Raw genomic sequence first — 18,643 nt, forward strand, 5'->3', positions numbered from 1 at the left:
GTCGTGCCCCCTGCCGCGCGCGTCGGTGATCCCACAGGCCATCCCGGAGTCATCGGCCCTCCGGGAGTCCCCACCGTCCTTATCGCCGGTCAACCGGCGGCGACGGTGGGAACCCCGCACATCTGCAGCTTCCCACCTCCCCCACCGCACCCACCCTCGGCGATCGTCGGACCCGGCTCGGCCACCGTCCTCATCGGCGGGATGCCCGCCGCACGGATGGGAGACATGTCCGCCTGCGGAGCTCCGATCGTTTCCGGCGCCCCCACTGTCCTGATCGGAGGTTGACCCATGTCCACCGATTTCATCGGGCGTGGCTGGAACTATCCCGTCGGCTTCGACGCCGCGGGCGCGGTGGCGCTGGCGTCGGGGCCCCGCGACATCGAGCAGGCGATCGAGCTGATCCTGCGAACCACACCGGGCGAGCGGCCGATGCGACCCGAATTCGGCTGCCGCGTCCAGGATCACGTCTTCTCACCCGCCGACGACGGGACCGCGGCCGCGATCGCCGCCGACGTCCACGATGCCCTCACCCGCTGGGAGCCCCGCATCGACCTGGTCGACGTGGTGGTCCGGTTCGATCCGGACGTACCGACGACCTGCTACATCGATATCTCCTATTCGCTCCGCGAGCGCAACGACATCCGCAATCTCGTCTTCCCGTTCTATCTGATCGTCGACGAACCCGCCCAGTCGTTCACGGCCGTCGAACCACCGCAGAGGAAGTGACACCGTGCTCCCCGCCCCGAACCTCGACGACAGAACCTTCCAGCAGCTGGTGGACGACGCACGTCGACTGGTTCAGGACAGATGCCCCGAATGGAGCGACCACAACATCTCCGATCCCGGCATCACGCTCATCGAGGCGTTCGCGATGATGGTCGACCAGCTCATCTACCGGCTCAATCGCGTCCCCGACCGGAACTATCTCAAGTTCCTGGAACTGATCGGCGTGGAGCGACGACCACCGGGAGTTGCTCAGGGGGCGGTCACCTTCTGGCTGTCCGCACCGCAACCGCAGACGGTCGTCGTGCGCGCGGAGACCGAGGTGGCGACGGATCGCACGGACGTCACCGAACCGGTCGTGTTCTCGACGGCGGAGCGCCTCGACATCGTTCCCTGCAGCGCCGCCTGGGTGGGCGTCCAGCTGGTCGGCTCGGAACCGGCCGAACGCACCAACGAGATGCGCGGCTCGGCCGGGTTCACATGCTTCTCACCGGTCCCACGCCCCGGGGACTCCCTGGTGATCGGCTTGTCGAATGCCGTTCCGCGCTGCGCGGTACTGTTCCGGATCGACTGCGAGGTCTCCGGCATCGGTGTCGATCCACGACGACCACCGCGGGTCTGGGAGGCCAGGACCCCCACCGGCTGGCAGCGCTGCGAGGTCGACCGCGACCAGACGGGAGGCCTGAACAAGCCCGGCGACGTGGTCCTGCACGTCCCCCCGGAGCACACCGAATCGGTGTTCGCCGGCGTGCGCCGGGCGTGGATCCGCTGCCGGCTGCGGGAAACCGAGAGCGGCGAACGCACCTACTCCGAACCTCCCCGCATCCGGAAGATCACCGCCCGGACGATCGGCGGCACCACTCCGGTCATCCACGCCCGTGTCGTGCACGACGAGTTCCTCGGGGTCTCCGACGGTGCTGCCGACCAGCACCTTCGGGTGCGGCACACGCCGGTCCTGCGGTGGCCGGGATGCAGCATGGTGGTCGTCGACGCCGGCCAGGAGTCGCGGTGGCATCACGTGGAACACTTCGCCGAATCGACCGCGCAGGACAAGGTGTTCCACGTCGACGCCGTCACCGGCGAGGTGTCCTTCGGTCCCGCCCTGCGTCAGGCCGACGGGACCCTGCGGCGGTACGGTTCGGTGCCGGCGAAATCGTCGGCGATACGCATGGCCGCATATCGGACGGGCGGCGGCGCCGAAGGGAATGTCGCGACCGGACGGATCCGGGTGCTGAAGACGAGCGTGCCCTATATCTCCCGAATCGAGAATCGCGGCCCGGCGATCGGCGGTGCACCCCCGGAAACCCTGGAGGAACTCAAGATCCGCGGACCGTTGCTGTTGCGTTCCCGCGGGCGCGCGGTGACCGCCCGCGACTTCGAGGAGTTGACACGCGAGGTCGCGCCGGAGACCGCGCGTGTGCACTGTATTCCGTCCAATGACGCGTCCGAGGCGGGCGTGGTCCGGGTCCTCCTGGTTCCCCACGTCCGTCCGGACGATGCGGGACACATCGCCCTGGCCGATCTCGAACCCCCGGACGACACCGTCCAGCGAATCCGGCGGTATCTCGACGAACGCCGGCTCGTGGGTACCCGTCTGATCATCGAACCACCGGTCTATCGGGGCGTGACGGTCGTCGTGGTGAACGTGCGCCCGGGACCCGGATTCACTGCCGCCCAAGTCGAATCGGGTCTGCTCGATGTCCTGTACCGCTATCTCGACCCCTTGCGTGGCGGACGGGACGGCCGAGGCTGGCCGCTGGGCCGCGCGGTGCGCGACGGTGAGATCGCCGCGGCGATCAGTGCGGTGCCCGGCTTCGAGATGTCGAGCAGCACGTCGATCCGGTTGTATCCCGCGGATCCCGTCACGGGCAGTCGCGGAGAACGCGCATCGGTCTTGCCGCTGGCCGCGGACACGCTCGTTTACTCGTACGACCACCAGGTGGTGATGACAGCATGAGAGGCACCGTCGCAGCGCTGTCGTCCCCGCGACCACTCGTCGAGACAATGCCCGCGGTGTATCGACAGGATGCGCGCACACAACAGCTGTGCGACGCATTCGACGAGGTCCTCGCGCCGATACTGGCGACCCTCGATTCGTTCTGTGCCTACCTGGACCCACACACCACGCCGGAGGACATGCTCGGCTGGCTCGCCGGCTGGATCGGACTCGCCTTCGACGGCCACGAATCCGAATCCCGCCGACGCGACCTCATCGCCGCAGGAGTCCGGACGATGGCGGTTCTCGGAACCGTGCACGGGATCAGGGAGGCCGTAGCGGCCGTGTTCGACCTCGAGCCCGAGATCGAGGAGTCCGGAGGGACCGTGGGTTCCACCACGGCCGGTGTCGCACCACCGGGAAGTCCCCATCCTTATCTTGTCGTCCGCCTGACCGTCACCGACCCGAGGATGGTCGACGAACGCCGATTCGACGCCTTGGTCGAGGCGGTCAAGCCTGCACATATTCCGCACCGAGTCGAGATTTCCGGAGGCGCCGTTTGATCAACTCTCGACGAGACCGAGTTCTTCCTGCACCCGTCGATGGTCGAGTCGTACCTGTTCGGCGGCGCTCATGTCGCCGGCCTTCTCGCGGATATCGACCATGATCCACCAGGGCCGATCCTGATAAGGGTTCAGATCCACCGCACGGTGGGCAGCGATGTCGGCTTTCACGCTGTCACCGAGCGCCACATAGTCCTCGGCGAGTCCCACGGCTGCGCTCGCAGCGGCACTGCGCAGCCGATGTCGCTCGGAGGCCACAAACTCCGCGGGACCATCCTCCTGGAGGAGGTCGCCGGTGTAGAGAGTGAGCGCGTATTCGAGGGATGCCACCCGGTCACGTGCCGCCTCCGGGTCGGTTCGGGCGGCGGCATTCGACAACGCGCGTTCGAATTCGACCACGTCCGAGAAGACATACCCGGGCGTCGCCAATCGATACGACTCGTCGCTGCGCTGCAGCGTCATCCCGTACTCACCGAGCAGACCTCGCACGCTCGAGACTGCGACCTGCAATCGGTGGCATGCCACCTCGTGCGCGGCACCGGGCCACAGCGCATCTTCGAGCACCTCCCGGTGGTAATCGAGGTTCGGGGTCATCGACAGGAGGTGCAGCAGTATCCGTGCCTGGGGCCGGAGACCTGTGAGGTCGACGATTTGTCCGAATGCCTCCAGTCGGTATCCGCCGAAGCAGAAGATCCCGATCGCGGGAAGCACGGCACCGCGGATCGGATCCGTCTGATGGGCCGTCATTGGCGCAAGTTCTTTGAGAGTGGGAGAGCGACTCTTGTCGTAGCCTGTTGCGTACGACAATGCCATCATCTCGGCTCGGTACAGTCCGACGCCGTGCGCGGCGGCGGCTGCCTGTTTCGACCGGGCGACGATGTCGAGGGCGGCCGGGTTCAGCCCCAGGACACGACTCCACACCACGAGAACCGGCGCATTCAGGCGCTCGAAGCGGCGTGCCGCATCTTCGAACCGATCGAACGCCGTCGGGTCACGTCGGTGCAGCGCGACGAGCGCGAGCCCGAATGTCAGCAGTCCAGCGCCCCAGTGATCGTCGACCTTCTCGCACTCGACCAACATTTCCTCGCAGATGTCGGCGCGCCACTCGGCGGGAAGGTCCCGCATGAGCACCAATTCCTGCAGGCCGCGGCAAACTCTCTCGAGCCACAGCAGGCCCTCCCGATAGCATCTCGATGCCAGATCGTTCACTACCGCAGGATCTGGCATCGCTCCGCGAAGCGCATCGACGATTGTGACCACCAACCGTGACGAGATCGCGGCAATCGGCTCGTCCGCGGCTTGCGCCTCGACCATTGCCTCTCTGGCCGAGGCGATGTCGCCCGCGCTGAGGGCGCACATCCCCTCTACGAATCGCGCCTTCGGCGCTCCTGGTTCGGTTGCGGCGCGCCCAGTGTTAGGGGCCCGCAATGCGGCCCGCAAGGGCCCGAGCCAGTGTTGCAGGAGTCGCGCGTCGACCGACGCTCCCGGCAGCCATGCCAGCAGTTCGCGCCGCTCGGATTCGCACCGTGCGACGAACTCCGGGTCGTCGAGCAACTCGCGCGCCGCTCGATAGACTTGTTCGGCTTCGGCGATGGCCCCCTCCCGCACGCGCAAGCGCGCCAACGCGAGTGCCAGCCACGGATCGGTCTGCCACTCGCTGCATGTAATAAGGGGATCGTCGTTCCCTATCGGCACGGTGCAGCCGGCTGCGTGTCGGACCAGTCGCGAGACCGCCGCCCAGTCCGATGCCTTGGCATAGGCGTGGGCGGCATGTCGGTGCTCGCCGGCCTCCTCCAACACCCGGGCTGTCCGTAGGTACCACGCCTTGGTTTCCCTCTCCCCGTTGGCTTCCAGCAATGCGAGCTCGAGGTATGTCCGGAGCACCTCGTGATACCGGAAGGTCCGACCGACGTCGTCGCACTCGGTGAACAGCTGATGTTCGGTCAACTGCTGAAGAATGCGCCCGCTGTCGCTGATTCCCAGCAAAGTGTCGCAGAGGGCAGGTGTCATGAGCTCGAGCGAGGCGGTGTGCGTCATGAACCATCGCTGATCGGCCGGCAGTTCCGCCAGAACGTTACGGGCGAGGTACGCCCGGACGAGTCTGGAGTGCCCCGTGAGGTGGCCGACGGCACGCTGCCGGTCGCAGTCCGCGAGTTTGGACGTGGCGAGATGAAACAGCTGCAAGCCTGCTGCCCATCCTCCTGTCCGGCGCGTCAGTCTGGCTGCCGGCTCAGGCGAGAGTGGCTCGCCGTAGAAGGTTGCGAACAGCTCTTCCACTTCCCACGACCGGAATCGCAACTGGTCCTGATCGATCACGCGAGCCTCGCCCGACACAACGAGTCGGGGTAAGTTGATTTCCAGGGTGCGCCGCGTTCCGAGGATGATGCGTAGACGAGGAGGGCGCAATGCGACGAAACGACCCAGTGCCATTTCGGCGCCACTATCGGCGATCTCGTGAGCATCGTCGATGATCAACAATGCATCGACGTCGCCGATTTTGTCCAATTCGCCGAGAACAGCGTCGATCGAATTCGTTTCCGGGTCGAGAGCAACGCCCATTTGCCGAGCAGCAGCGCAGAGATATTTACCGAAGGCATGTTCGGTCGAGTCGTCCTCGGTCACCCGATACCACCCGACCGGGGAGTCAGTCGACGCGGCGACCTGGGACAACAATGTCGATTTCCCTGATCCCGCCGGACCGACGACGACGACCACGGGGGTCAACTCGTCGTAGCATTGTTTCAACAACCTTTCTCGCCGCAACCCACGTTGAGGGGGCACTCGAAGTTTTGCCCTCAAAATTTCCGACGTTGGCATTTCGGATCCACCCCTGGCACCGGACTGCAATCCCCACCGTTCGAATATCCTCCCGAACGAAACCGAACGCCAGTGTTCGGTGGGCCGATTTCCGAACTCATTGCAGCTCCGAGGGACGGAACACTTACGGATGCCGCGAGTTGTAGAGCCTCGACGTCCGTGTTCGTGAGGATCCGACGTCGGTTTCTACCCGCCGCACAACCTGCCTCGGTTGCGAAACGAATGTTCCGCCTATCTGTACGATGAGCGCAGAGTCTTCTTGTCCAGCTTGCCCAGCGGGGTGAGCGGCAGGGCGTCGACGAAGTCCACCGACTTGGGGGCGTGAACAGAGCCTTTGGCGGCACGGACCTTCTCGATCAGTTCCTCGGGGGACACGGACTGGTTCTCCCGCAGCACGACGCACGCCTTGACGGCCTCACCCCACTTGGCGTCGGGCACGCCGACGACCGCGACGGACGCGACCGCCGGATGCGCGGAGATGACGTCCTCGATCTCGCGGGGGAAGACGTTGAATCCGCCGGTGACGATCATGTCCTTCTTGCGGTCGACGATGGTGAGGAAGCCGTTCTTGTCGGCCCGGGCGACGTCGCCGGTGTGCAGCCAGCCGCCCCGCAGCGCCTCGGCGGTCTCTGCGGGCTTGCCGAGGTATCCCTTCATCACCAGCGGCCCGCGTACGCAGATCTCCCCCAGCTCCCCGCGCGGCACCTCGTTCAGGTCGTCGTCGAGCAGTCGCACGTCGAGCCACGGGACCGGCCGCCCGCACGTGGCGAGGCGTTCCGGATCGTCGGCGAGGTGGTCCTCCTTGCGCAGCACGGAGATGGTCATGCCGCATTCGCTCTGCCCGTAGAACTGGAAGAACACCGGGCCCAGCCGCTCGATGCCCTCCCGCAGCCGCGCCGGGGACATCGCCGACGCGCCGTAGAACAGGGTCTCGAGGCTGGACAGGTCGCGGCGGTCGAAATCGGGGTGGTCGAGCAGCAGGTAGATCATCGTGGGCACCAGCATGGTGGCGTTGATGCGGTGCTTCTCGATCGTCTCGAGCACCAGGCCTGGCTCGAAATACGGCAGCACGTAGAGGGATCCGCCGCGCAGCAGCGTCGGGACGAAGAACGCGGCGCCGGCGTGCGAGAGCGGCGTGCAGATCAGGAAGCGCGGCTCGTCGGGCCACTGCCATTCGGCCATCTGGATCTGGGTGAGCGTCGCGCCGGAGCGGAACGAGCCCATGACGCCCTTGGGTTTGCCGGTGGTGCCGCCGGTGTAGACGATGCTCGACGTGTCCTCGGCCGCCACCGGCGCGGCGACGAGCCGCTGCGGCGTGAACTGTGCGGCCAGGGCGAGGATGTCGGTGCCGACCTCCGACGGGCCGAGGGAGAAGACGTTCTTCAGCGTCGGCACCTGTGCCCTCAGTTCGGCGGCGCGTTCCTCGAAGTGGTTCGGATCGAAGATGAGGGTCTCGATGGCGGCGTCGTCGACGATGTAGAGGTGGTCCGACAGCGAACCCATGGGATTGAGCGCGCTGTTGCGGCAGCCGGCGACCATCGTCGCGCCCATCGAGATGAGAACCTCGGGGCGGTTCTTCGACAGCATCGCCACCGACGATCCCTGCCCCACCCCGACCGAGGCGAGTGCCTGCCCGAACCGGCTGATCTCGTCGCGCATCTCCCCGCCGGTGAGCACGACGTCGCCGAGGTACAGGGCCGGCTTCTCGGCGCTGCGCTCGAGGGCGGTGATGAGCAGGTCCGCGGTGAACACGGGCCGATGCAGGTCGGCGTACTCCTCGGTCATTGAGCGTCCTTCCGGTCGTGGGCGGCGTGACGGCAGCTGGGCGCGACGGGCCGCCGCCTTCGTCACCATAACCACATCGACACCGAAATTGGAACATGTTTCATTCCGGACGCGGTCCGGTCGCATCCCGATGGTCCTCGTCGACGGATACCACTCGCTACGCCGACGTCGAGATCCTCATCCGGAGATCGAATGTCTCGGCGTAGCAGTTGCCGGGTCGCGCTGAGCCGCGCTGCCGACGCGCATCGCCTCGGCGAACGTTCACCGATCGCGACCCGGTCGATCTCACACAGCGTGGTAGCGCCTGAGGCTCACCCGTTTCGGGGGCGAGCGGTTGCCCTGCAACGCCGCCGGGCGGGTGGCGGCACACCGCCGGGCCCGAAGACAGGGCAGCATCTGCATCGTCGGGGCGAACACACCGGCGAATGCTCGAAGGTGTATACCCTGCTGCGGCGGGTCCACTCCGCTGATCGCCGCGGCTGCGCCTTGCCGTCGCCTCGCCCCCTGGCGGCTCTGTCGCACGATGCGGTCGGGTGCCGCCGGTGTCCGGATCAGAGCGCGGATGCGGCGCTTCTGTGCGGGCCGGACGACTGTCTCGGAATCAGCGTGGGCAGGGCTCGGCGGATCGGAGTGCCGACAGGACCGGCGGCGAGCATCAAATCCAGTGCGGTAGCCGCGATCTGATCGAACGGCGTCCGTACCGATGTCAGCGGAACCGGGAGGCGCTGCGACAACGGGATGTCGTTGTAGCCCACCAGGGCCACGTCGTCGCCTATAGCCAGCGACCTCTGGTGGGCCGCCGCCATGACCCCCAGGGCAAGATTGTCGTTGGCGGCGAAGACGGCCGTTGGGCGCACGGAGGAAGCGAAGAGCCGCCGTCCGGCTTCCTCTCCACTTTCGATGCCGAATCCCGTTTCGACGATCCAGCCCGGATCGACCTCGATCCCGGCTTCCCGCAGGGCCTTCTGTGCACCGGCAAGGCGGCCGGCGGCGGTGGAGGTGAACAACGGTCCCGACAGCACGGCAATGTCGGTGTGCCCGAGGTCGATCAAGTGCCGGGTGGCGAGGTATCCGCCGGCTTCGTCGTCGCCGATCGAGGACGGGCTGATGCCGTCGGTGCGCAACACGAGGGCATGGGGCACGTTCTGCTCGCGAAGCTGGCGGGGTAACGGATCGTCGCGGCGGCTCGAGGCGATGATCAGCCCGTCGACGTTGCGGCCGAGGAGGGAATGCGCCGCGTCCTGCTCGTCGGCGGGGTCGTCGCCGGTGGTGGCAACCATGGTGAAGTAGCCGAGTCGCTTCGCGGCCCGCCCGACCGCCTCGTACATCAGGGCCATAACGGTATCGCTGAGCCGGGGGACGAGCACACCGATCGTGGCGGTCTGGCCACGGCGCAGGCTGGAGGCGAAGGTGTTGCGCCGGTAGCCGAGGGCGGCGGCGACCTCGCGGACGCGTTGGGCCGTCGGTGAGTGCGAAGGGGGAATCCGATCGTCGAGCACCCGGCTCACCGTCGACGTGCTCACGCCGGCAGCCTCGGCCACCTCGCGCAGCGTGACGACCTTGTGCCTGCTCTCTGCCGCGTTCCCGTTCGTCTTCATGATCGTCCCTGTCTACCGCGTTGGCCCTCGTCTGCCCGGCCAAGGCCGGCTGATCACATCCCGAGTCGAGAGTGACCCTTGACACAGAGACCGATCGTACCGCACGATGAAATCGTTCACGGGAACGTTCCCGGGAACGTTTGCAAAGAAGCGTCATACTTCCAGGAAAGAGCGATCATGAGCACACTCGACCTCCGCGGCCTCACCCCTGCACCGGTCACCCCGTTCACCCGTGACGGCGACGTCGACTACGCCGCCATCCAGCGCCTCGGCTCGTGGCTCGGCAGCGTCGACGGTGTCAAGGGCCTGGTGGTCCTGGGCCACGCCGGCGAGGGCACGTTCCTCACCCAGGACGAGCAGGTGCGCGTCATCGCCGCGTTCAAAGACTCCGTCGACGGCCGTCTGCCCATCATCGCCGGCATCACGGGCGAGGGCACCGCAGTCTCGGTGGAGGAGGCCAAGCGAGCCGTCGATGCCGGCGCCTCGGCCGGACTGGTCTATCCCTCTCACGGGTGGCTGCGCTTCGGTTACCAGGACGGCGCTCCGCAGGACCGCTACAAGGCCATCTACGAAGGATCGGGGCTTCCGCTGATCCTGTTCCAGTACCCGGATGCCACCAAGGCCACGTACAACCTGGACACCCAGCTCGAGATCGCCGCCCAAGAAGGAGTGTTCGCCACCAAGAACGGCGTGCGCAACATGCGCCGCTGGGACCGCGAGATCCCGGTGCTGCGCAAGGAGAACCCGGACCTGCAGATCCTCAGCTGCCACGACGAGTACCTGCTGCACACCGTGTTCGACGTCGACGGCCTGCTCGTCGGCTACGGCGGACTTGCTCCCGAGCCGCTGGTCGAGCTCATCGCCGCCGGCAAGGCCAAGGACTACCCCGCCGCCCGCGCCCTCCACGACCGCCTGCTGCCGGTGACCGCCAACGTCTACCACCGCGGCTCCCACATGGAAGGCACCGTCGCCCTGAAGGAAGGCCTCGTCGCCCGCGGCATCCTCGAGCACGCCACCGTCCGCTCTCCGCTGCTGCCGCTGGCCGCCGGCGCCGGCGCCGAGATCGCGGCCGCGCTGCAGTCGGCCGGCCTCGGGTCGGTCGCCGCCTTCGCCTGACCCTCATCGCTGCGCCGTCAGCATCCGACGGACCATCCGCATTCCGCGTTCCCGGCCGTCACCGCTTGTGCGTGACGCACAGGTTCGGCCGGCCCGCCGCTCACACGGCCCGGCGGGCCGGCCGACCTCCACCACATGCCACCGGCACCACACTCGTGCATCCGTGGTCACCTTCCCGTCGAACCGTCAGCGCCCGCACGACCTCCTCGTCGTCCACGCAGCCGTCCGCCCGCGGTTCGAGCACCAGAAAGTAGGCTCGTCGATGAGTCAGCACACTTCTCTCTCCACCGAGGCCCCCGGAGGCGAACCAGTGGTCGCGGGCAGCCCCTCACCGCAACAGAGCCGGCCCCGACCCCAACGGAGCTGGGTTCGCACCCTGGCAATGGCCGGACCGGCGTTCATCGCGGGAGCATGGCAGTTCGGCCCCGGCAACCTCGCCAGCGCCGTACAGGCCGGCAGCGCATACAGCTACTCCCTGATCTGGGTCATCGCACTGTCGACGACCTTCATGCTCGTCTATGCCGACATGAGCGTGCGCCTCGGTATCCGCACCCCGGTATCGATGATCAGCTCGGTCAAGGACGTCCTGGGCCGTCGTGTCGGCGTGGCGGCCGGTGCGGGCGTCTTCCTCATTACCTTGTGTTTCTCCGTCGGCAATGCCGTCGGGTCCGGCCTCGGGCTGTCCATGGTCTTCGGGGGCTCCCCACTGCTGTGGTCGGCGATCTGCACAGCCTTCGTCGGGCTGATCCTGCTGTTCCGCAACGTCTATCGCACCGTCGAACGGGTGCTGCTGGTGATCGTCGCCCTGATGGCGGCAACGTTCGTCCTCAGCGCCGTCATCGCCGAGCCGGACTGGTATCAGGCCCTCAGCGGCGCCGTCCCCACCATCCCTGCCGGCGGACAACTACTCATCGTCGCCCTCGTCGGCACCAACTTTTCCCTCAACGCTGCCTTCTTCACCGCCTACGGCACCCACGAACGCGAGCGCTCCGCCGCCGACTACCGGCGGACCACCATCGCCGACACCATCCCCGGCATCGTGGCACCTGGCATCATGACCTGCCTCGTCATCATCGTCGCCGCCGCAGTCCTCGGCCGTACCGGCACCGAAGCCACCACCCTCACCGGCCTGGCCAAAGTCTTCGAACCCATCGCCGGCCCCGTCGGATCCACCATCTTCGCCCTCGGCCTGTCCGGCGCCGCGTTCTCCTCGATGGTCGCCAACGCCACCGCCGGCGGCACTATGCTCTCCGACGCCCTGGACAAGGGCCCCTCGCCCAGCACCCCGACAGCAAAACTCACCAGTGCGGCAATCCTCACCTTCGGCCTGGCCATCACGCTGCTGTTCACCAAGTCCCCGGTCCAACTCATCATCGTTGCCCAAGCCCTGACAGTTCTCATTGCGCCTCTCCTGGGCGTTCTGCTGCTGGTGATGAGCAACAACCGCGATCTGATGGGCACCCTGCGCAACACCTGGTGGAAGAACGCCATCGCCGCGGCCGGCCTCGTCGCCATCCTGTCGCTCTCCGCGCTGCTGCTCTACGAACTGCTCAGCTGAAGCACTTCACGCACACATGGCAGGCAGTGTGGCGGACACCGGGACTCGGTGTCCGCCCCACTGCTTGCCACACGAAAACCACTCGCCACCACCTCCGGCCCGACAAGGAACCCGAGAACATGCCGCTCTTCGTCGTCGACTACACCTACACCGCCGAGACCGCCACCGGCCGGGACACCTATCGAGCCGCACACCGAACATGGCTCGCCGCCTTGGTCGACCGCGGCACCGTCATTGCCTGCGGCCCCTACGCCGACGACTCCGGCGCCCTCATCCTCCTCGAGTCGGACACCGTCGACACCGTCGACTCCCTCTTGACCCACGATCCTTTTGTCGTCCACGGCCTCGTTCCCCACTACCGAATCGACGAATGGACTCCCGTCCTCGGCCGCCTTCCCGCATTCGACGCGCGTCCTCCAACACGTCAGGGACTCTCGGGATAACGGTTGATCCGGCTTCGGCCGACGCGCCGAGCTTGTTTCGCGAGAACTCACGATCGTGACCGAAACACTCGATCCCCAGCAGTTGGCGCAGCAGTGCTCGCGCTGGACGCACGAGTCGCTGATCGTCTGTGGCGAGGTCGCGGTGGGCGCGTGCAAGCCGCGTTGGAGCGGTCCCTAGAGTGGGGCCACCTTCACGCTCGAGCACCGGGAGTCACACCATGCAGCCGGCTGGACAGACCCTGCACACCCCCGACACGGTGTGGTCGGCGACCGTCGTCGAGCACCACCGGCTCCGCCACGACGTCGCGGTGGTACGCCTCGAATGCGACGACGCGATGGTGCCGTTCGCGCCCGGGCAGTACGTCGACGTCACCGTGCCGCAGCATCCCCGGCTGCCGCGCCGCCTCTCCCCCGCACTGCCCCCGTCGCTCGACGGCAAGCTCGAGTTCCACGTCCGTACCGTCCCCGGCGGCTGGGTCAGCGGCAGCATCGTCACCGCCACCCGGCCCGGCGACGTGTGGACGATCGGCGCGCCGCAGGGCGGCAACCTGCACGTCGACGACTCCGGCCGCATCGTGATCATGGTGGCCGGCGGCACCGGCCTGGCCCCGCTGAGGGCGCTGATCCTCGACGTCGCGCGCCGGCCGGACCCGCCCCAGACCTTCCTGTTCGTCGGCGGCCGCACGCCCCGCGACCTGTACGCCGCCGACATGCTGATCCTGCTCGCCGAGACGCTGCCGTGGCTGACCGTGGTGCCGGTGGTCGAGTCGGTCGACGACCCCGGGATCTCCGACGAGTGGTACGACCGCATCGTCGCCCACGTCGGCGATCCCGGGTTCCACCCCGACGAGCTGCTCGAGGGCAGCCTCGACGAGGTGGTCACCTCCTACGGGGCGTTCGGCGACCACCAGGTGCTCGTGTGCGGGTCCGCGGCGATGGTCCGCGCGACCCTGCACACGCTCGTCGAGACCGGGACCCCCGCCGAGAACGTCCGGTTCGACCCGTACTGACCGGGCCGCGACGGCCGGCCGGTTGACCGGGCGGTACGCCCGCGACGATACTCGAGGGGGCCACCAGCGCGACGAGTGAGGGCTGCGCCGGGTCGTGACCGTTCGAATCACGGGAGCTGCCATGGGTATTGCGGATTCGCACGCCGACCCCCCGACGCCGGCAATCCTGTCCCGCGCCCACCTCGACCGGCTGATCGAGGTGCTGCAGGCCGAGGGATATCGCGTCGTCGGCCCCACCGTCCGCGACGACGCCATCGTGCTCGACGAGCTCGGGTCGGGACGAGAGCTGCCCGACGGGTGGGGCGTGTCGACCGCACCCGGGCGGTATCGGCTCCGGCGGCGCGACGACACCGCCGTGTTCGGCCATTCCGCGGGTCCGCAGTCGTGGAAGCAGTTCCTGCACCCCGCACGACAGCAACTGTGGTCGACCGCGCCGGACGGCAGTTACCGGCCCCCACCCGCGGACGAGACCCGGTACGCGTTCCTCGGCGTCCGCGGCTGCGACCTGGCCGCGATCGGCATCCTGGGCACGGTGCTGACCCGCGGCGCCCATCCCGACGGGGCCACCGCGCGACGGTTCCGCGGGCTGTTCGTCGTCGCGGTCAACTGCACCGAACCCGGCGAGGTCTGCTTCTGCGCCTCGATGGCCACCGGTCCCGCCGCGGGCCCGGGGTACGACCTGGGCCTGACCGAACGCGTCGACGAGCAGGGACACCGTTTTCTCGTGGACGTCGGGACCGACGAGGGCGCCCGCATCCTGGACCTGCTCCCCCACCGCGACGCCACCGCGGACGAGACCTCCGGGGCCCGCAACGCGGTGGCGGCGGCCGGCGACCGGATGGGACGGAGCATGCCCGAGGTCGACCTGCGGGCGATGCTCCGCGACGCCCGCGAGGCGGACGTCTGGGAGGATGTCGCCGATCGCTGCCTGACGTGCGGAAACTGCACGATGGTGTGCCCCACCTGCTTCTGTACGTCGACGGAGGACGTCACCGACCTCGCCGACGGGCACGCCGGCAGGTGGCAGCACTGGGCGTCCTGTTTCGAACCGGACTTCTCCTACATCCACGGCGGTGACGTCCGGGCGTCCGGCCGGAGCCGGTACCGGCAGTGGATCTCGCACAAGCTCGGCACCTGGCACGACCAGTTCGGCAGCTCGGGATGTGTCGGCTGCGGCCGCTGCATCGACTGGTGCCCGGTCGGCATCGACATCACCGCGGAGGCGGCCCGCCTCACCGGCGCGCTCGCCACCCACGACGACGAACCGGACGGGCACCGATGACGACCCCACCGCTCGACGGCATCCGGGCTCTGGCGGGGCTGGGCCCGGAGGCGCGGGATCGGATCGCCGCGCTCGCCCACCCGGTCCGCTTCGCCGCCGGGGAGCACGTCTTCCACGAGGGCGGGGAGGCGCGCAGTTGCTGGCTGCTCCAGGAGGGCCGGGTGGATCTGTACACGGTGGTGCCCGGCCGCGGCCAGGTCACCCTCGACACGTTCGTCGACGGTGACGTCCTGGGATGGTCGTGGCTGACGCCGCCCTACCGCTGGCATTACGGGGCCGTCGCGGCCGCTGCGACCTCGGCTCTGGAGGTGGACGCCGCGGCGCTGCAGGCGCTGAGCGAGGCCGACGCCGAGTTCGGATACACGGTGATGCGGGCCCTGTTCGGGGCCCTCCTGGAGCGGTTGCAGGCCACCCGGGCGCGACTGCTGGACCTGTATGCGGGTCCCGATGTTCGGTGACCTCGCGCACGACACCGCAGCGGCGCCGGGCGCGCCGATGCTGCCCAGCGCCCACCGGGTTCGCTCGCGGACCGTCGAGACCGCCGATGCGGTGACGCTGTCGCTGGCCCCGCTGGGGGCGCCGCGACCGCGGTTCCGGCCCGGGCAGTTCATGATGCTCTACGCCCCCGGGGTCGGCGAGATCGCGCTCTCGGTCAGCGGGGATCCCACCGACACGACCGGGGAACTGGTCCACACCGTGCGGAAGGTGGGTGCGGTGAGCCGGGCCCTGCACGACGCCGAGCCCGGCGCGATCGTCGGCGTGCGCGGCCCGTTCGGGGTGGGCTGGGACCTCGAGTCGTGCACGGGCCGGGACCTGGTGATCGTCGCCGGCGGGGTGGGGTTGGCCGCGGTGCGGGCCGCCGTTCTCGGCGCGGTGGCCGCGCGCGGCGACTTCCGGCGCGTCGTGCTCGTGGTCGGAGCACGCCGGCCGGCCGAGATCCTGTATCGGCGCGAGCTACAGGACTGGGCCGACGGCGGCGTGGAGATCCGGCTGACGATCGACCAGCCGGTCCAGGGCTGGTCCGGGTCCGTCGGATTCGTCACCGAGCCGCTCAGCCGGCTCGACCTCGAGCCCGCGCGGACGACGGCCCTGCTGTGCGGGCCGGAGGCGATGATGCGGTTCTCGGCCCGGGTGCTGCTGGGCAAAGGGATTCGGACCCCGGATATCCGGGTCTCGCTCGAACGGAACATGCAGTGCGGGATCGGGCTGTGCGGGCACTGCCAGCTCGGCGAGATCCTGCTCTGCCGGGACGGCCCGGTGCTGGATTACGCGGTGGCCGGACCGCTGCTGCACGTACGGGAGCTGTGATGGACAGGCCGAAGCTCGCGGTGTGGAAGTTCGCGTCGTGCGACGGATGTCAGCTGTCCGTGCTGGACTGCGAGGACGAACTGCTCGCGCTGTCGGGGGCGGTGCAGATCGCCCATTTCCTCGAACTGTCGAGCGCCGTCGACGACGGTCCGTACGACCTGTCGCTGGTCGAGGGCTCGATCACCACCGCCGCGGACGTCGCGCGCATCCACCGGGTCCGGGAGCGGTCCCGGACCCTCGTCACGATCGGCGCGTGCGCAACCGCCGGCGGCATCCAGGCGTTGCGCAACTTCGCCGACGTCGCCGAGTTCACCTCGATGGTCTACGCCCACCCGGAGTACATCGAGACCCTGGCGACGTCGACGGCGATCGCGGCGCACGTGCCGGTCGACTTCGAGTTGCGCGGTTGCCCGATCGACCGGCGCCAGTTGCTCGAGGTGATCACCGCGTTCCTGGCCGGCCGCCGGCCGAACATCCCGAACACCAGTGTGTGCACCGAATGCAAGCGCCGGGGATTGACCTGCGTGATGGTCGCCGACGGCACGCCCTGCCTCGGCCCGGTGACCCACTCCGGCTGCGGCGCCCTGTGCCCGGCGCAGTCGCGCGGCTGCTACGGCTGTTTCGGGCCGACGACCGACCCCAACATCGCGTCGCTGGCCGGGTGGCTGCGCACGTGCGGCATGAGCGACGACGACATCGACCGCGCCTTCGCGACGTTCAACGTCGGCGCCCCCGTGCTCGCCGAGAGGCACCGCCGTGAGCGGGAGCCGTAGAGAGCTGACGGTCCGTGCTCTCGCCCGCGTCGAGGGCGAGGGCAGACTGAACGTGTCGGTGCGCGACGGGCGGGTGCAGCGCGCGGAGCTGAACATCTACGAGCCGCCCCGGTTCTTCGAGTCGTTCCTGCGGGGAAGGGATTTCCGCGAGCCTCCGGACATCACCTCCCGGATCTGCGGGATCTGCCCCGTCGCCTACCAGGTCAGCGCCTGCAATGCGCTGGAGCAGGCCTGCGGGGTCGAGCTCGACGAGCCGGTGCTGAACCTGCGCCGCCTGCTCTACTGCGGCGAGTGGATCGCCAGCCACGTGCTGCACATCTACTTCCTGCACGCCCCCGACTTCCTCGGCCTTCCCGACGCGATCGCCCTCGCCGAGCGTCATCGGAGCGCGCTCGAACGCGGGCTGGCCCTGAAGAAGGCCGGCAATGCGATCCTCGAGCAGATCGGCGGACGGCCCATCCACCCGGTCAACGTGCGGATCGGCGGGTTCTATCGCGCGCCGACCCGCACGGAACTCGCCCCGCTCGCCGAGCGGCTGCGCCGCGCCCTCGACGACGCGCTCGACACGGTCCGCTGGGTGGCCGGGTTCGACTTTCCCGATGTCGATCTCGATCACGACCTGCTCGCCCTGCACCGGCCCGACCGCTACGCCATCGAGGACGGGCAGATCCGGTCGTCGACCGGATCCTCCTTCGCCGCAGCACAGTTCCCGGACCATGTGGTCGAACACCAGGTCCCGCACTCGACGGCCCTGTACGCGCGGCTCGACGGGCGCCGGTACCTGACCGGACCCCTGGCCCGATACACCCTGAACTCCGCGCAGCTGTCGGAGACCGCACGACAGTCGGCACACGCGGCGGGACTGGGGGCGCAGTGCCGTAACCCGTTTCGCAGCATCGTTGTTCGCGCCGTCGAAACCGTCTATGCGGTGGAGGAGGCGCTCCGCCTGATCGCCGGGTACGAGCGTCCGGGCCGGCCCGGCACCGAGGTCGCCGCCCGCGCCGCGACCGGGCACGGTGTCAGCGAGGCACCGCGGGGACTGCTGTACCACCGTTACGAGCTCGGCGACGACGGACTGATCCGCTCGGCCGTGATCGTCCCCCCGACCTCCCAGAACCAGGCTGCCGTCGAACACGATCTGCGCACGCTGATCGCCGGCCACCTGGAGCTGTCCGATGCCGATCTGACGTCGCTGTGCGAACGGGTGATCCGCAACTACGACCCGTGCATCTCGTGTGCCACACACTTCCTCGACCTCACGATCGACCGCGGGTGATCGCGACGAACTTCGTGGTGATCGGCGTCGGCAACGAGTACCGTCGCGATGACGGCGTCGGGCCCGCGGCGGCCCGGGAGGTCGGCCGGTCCCGGCCCGGATGGCGGGTCCTGATCTCCGACGGCGAGCCGACGGCAATGCTGGACGCGTGGGCCGGGACGCGGTTGGCGGTCGTCGTGGACGCCACCGTCGGCACCGGTCCGCCCGGCGCGATCCGGCGTCACGAGATCGGGGAGGCGAGTCTCGCCCGCCGCTCGCGACACGCCGGCTCGCACAGCCTCGGTCCCGCCGAGGCGTGGGCGCTGAGCCGGATCCTGGGCGTCGACCCGGGTCGGGTCGTGGTCTACACCCTCGAGGTGACGGAGGTCGGTTACGGCGTCGGCCTGTCGCCCGCCACCGCCGCGGCACTGCCCGCCGTGGTGCGGGCAGTGATCGACGAATGCGAGCGGTAACGC

General features: G+C 68.6%; 18 protein-coding genes. 15 read left to right on the forward strand and 3 right to left on the reverse strand.

Going from position 1 to position 18,643, the window contains the following annotated elements:
* Positions 1-3: 3 nt before the first annotated feature.
* The 4 genes from ISO16_RS10430 to ISO16_RS10445 are packed head-to-tail and all read left to right on the forward strand — an operon-like array spanning position 4 to position 3,222.
* On the forward strand, positions 4-285 hold the full coding sequence (locus ISO16_RS10430; RefSeq protein ID WP_072635975.1) for a PAAR domain-containing protein: 282 nt from the start codon (positions 4-6) through the stop codon (positions 283-285).
* Positions 286-288: 3 nt separating this feature from the next.
* On the forward strand, positions 289-726 hold the full coding sequence (locus ISO16_RS10435; protein ID WP_072635902.1) for a GPW/gp25 family protein: 438 nt from the start codon (positions 289-291) through the stop codon (positions 724-726).
* Positions 727-730: 4 nt separating this feature from the next.
* The gene (locus ISO16_RS10440) at positions 731-2,680 is read left to right on the forward strand and encodes a putative baseplate assembly protein (RefSeq protein WP_072635903.1); all 1,950 of its coding nucleotides are present in this window, start codon (positions 731-733) and stop codon (positions 2,678-2,680) included.
* Positions 2,677-3,222: a phage tail protein gene (locus tag ISO16_RS10445; protein WP_072635904.1), complete on the forward strand. Its 546-nt coding sequence runs from the start codon at positions 2,677-2,679 to the stop codon at positions 3,220-3,222. Before ISO16_RS10440 ends, ISO16_RS10445 begins: the two co-directional genes overlap by 4 nt.
* Here ISO16_RS10445 and ISO16_RS10450 read toward each other — a convergent pair whose 3' ends face one another.
* From ISO16_RS10450 to ISO16_RS10460, 3 genes are all read right to left on the reverse strand, one after another.
* Positions 3,223-6,039, reverse strand: a complete 2,817-nt coding sequence (locus tag ISO16_RS10450; protein ID WP_072635905.1) for a BTAD domain-containing putative transcriptional regulator — start codon at positions 6,037-6,039, stop codon at positions 3,223-3,225. It abuts the gene before it with no gap.
* A 231-nt stretch (positions 6,040-6,270) separates the two neighbouring features.
* Positions 6,271-7,824, reverse strand: coding sequence for an AMP-binding protein (locus ISO16_RS10455; RefSeq protein ID WP_072635906.1), 1,554 nt, complete (start codon positions 7,822-7,824; stop codon positions 6,271-6,273).
* A gap of 551 nt (positions 7,825-8,375) precedes the next feature.
* Entirely contained in the window at positions 8,376-9,422 is a 1,047-nt protein-coding gene (locus ISO16_RS10460) for a LacI family DNA-binding transcriptional regulator (RefSeq protein WP_029545453.1), read from the reverse strand.
* 177 nt (positions 9,423-9,599) lie between these two features.
* Between ISO16_RS10460 and ISO16_RS10465 the strand changes: the two genes are divergently transcribed.
* The 11 genes from ISO16_RS10465 to ISO16_RS10510 all read left to right on the forward strand — a co-directional run bounded on the left by ISO16_RS10465 (position 9,600) and on the right by ISO16_RS10510 (position 18,640).
* Positions 9,600-10,538 carry a dihydrodipicolinate synthase family protein gene (locus ISO16_RS10465; RefSeq protein ID WP_006931219.1) on the forward strand — a complete coding sequence of 313 codons (939 nt, stop codon included), beginning with the start codon at positions 9,600-9,602 and terminating at the stop codon, positions 10,536-10,538.
* A gap of 382 nt (positions 10,539-10,920) precedes the next feature.
* Positions 10,921-12,096 (forward strand): Nramp family divalent metal transporter, encoded by a 1,176-nt coding sequence (locus tag ISO16_RS10470; protein WP_043796689.1) that lies wholly within the window; start codon positions 10,921-10,923, stop codon positions 12,094-12,096.
* A 119-nt stretch (positions 12,097-12,215) separates the two neighbouring features.
* Positions 12,216-12,539: a YciI family protein gene (locus ISO16_RS10475; RefSeq protein WP_072635907.1), complete on the forward strand. Its 324-nt coding sequence runs from the start codon at positions 12,216-12,218 to the stop codon at positions 12,537-12,539.
* Between the two features lie 55 nt (positions 12,540-12,594).
* Positions 12,595-12,717, forward strand: coding sequence for a hypothetical protein (locus ISO16_RS28920; RefSeq protein ID WP_268256893.1), 123 nt, complete (start codon positions 12,595-12,597; stop codon positions 12,715-12,717).
* Between the two features lie 40 nt (positions 12,718-12,757).
* Positions 12,758-13,549: an FAD-binding oxidoreductase gene (locus ISO16_RS10480; RefSeq protein ID WP_072635908.1), complete on the forward strand. Its 792-nt coding sequence runs from the start codon at positions 12,758-12,760 to the stop codon at positions 13,547-13,549.
* A gap of 121 nt (positions 13,550-13,670) precedes the next feature.
* Positions 13,671-14,831, forward strand: coding sequence for a 4Fe-4S dicluster domain-containing protein (locus ISO16_RS10485; RefSeq protein ID WP_072635909.1), 1,161 nt, complete (start codon positions 13,671-13,673; stop codon positions 14,829-14,831).
* Positions 14,828-15,289 carry a Crp/Fnr family transcriptional regulator gene (locus tag ISO16_RS10490; protein ID WP_006945149.1) on the forward strand — a complete coding sequence of 154 codons (462 nt, stop codon included), beginning with the start codon at positions 14,828-14,830 and terminating at the stop codon, positions 15,287-15,289. Before ISO16_RS10485 ends, ISO16_RS10490 begins: the two co-directional genes overlap by 4 nt.
* Positions 15,279-16,139 (forward strand): FAD/NAD(P)-binding protein, encoded by an 861-nt coding sequence (locus ISO16_RS10495; protein WP_072635976.1) that lies wholly within the window; start codon positions 15,279-15,281, stop codon positions 16,137-16,139. Before ISO16_RS10490 ends, ISO16_RS10495 begins: the two co-directional genes overlap by 11 nt.
* Positions 16,139-16,912, forward strand: coding sequence for an oxidoreductase (locus ISO16_RS10500; RefSeq protein WP_029545468.1), 774 nt, complete (start codon positions 16,139-16,141; stop codon positions 16,910-16,912). Before ISO16_RS10495 ends, ISO16_RS10500 begins: the two co-directional genes overlap by 1 nt.
* On the forward strand, positions 16,896-18,188 hold the full coding sequence (locus ISO16_RS10505) for a Ni/Fe hydrogenase subunit alpha (RefSeq protein ID WP_072635910.1): 1,293 nt from the start codon (positions 16,896-16,898) through the stop codon (positions 18,186-18,188). Before ISO16_RS10500 ends, ISO16_RS10505 begins: the two co-directional genes overlap by 17 nt.
* On the forward strand, positions 18,185-18,640 hold the full coding sequence (locus ISO16_RS10510) for a hydrogenase maturation protease (protein ID WP_006945142.1): 456 nt from the start codon (positions 18,185-18,187) through the stop codon (positions 18,638-18,640). Before ISO16_RS10505 ends, ISO16_RS10510 begins: the two co-directional genes overlap by 4 nt.
* Positions 18,641-18,643: the final 3 nt, after the last annotated feature.

It is taken from the genome of Rhodococcus sp. M8 (assembly GCF_015654185.1).
GTDB lineage: Bacteria > Actinomycetota > Actinomycetes > Mycobacteriales > Mycobacteriaceae > Rhodococcus > Rhodococcus aetherivorans.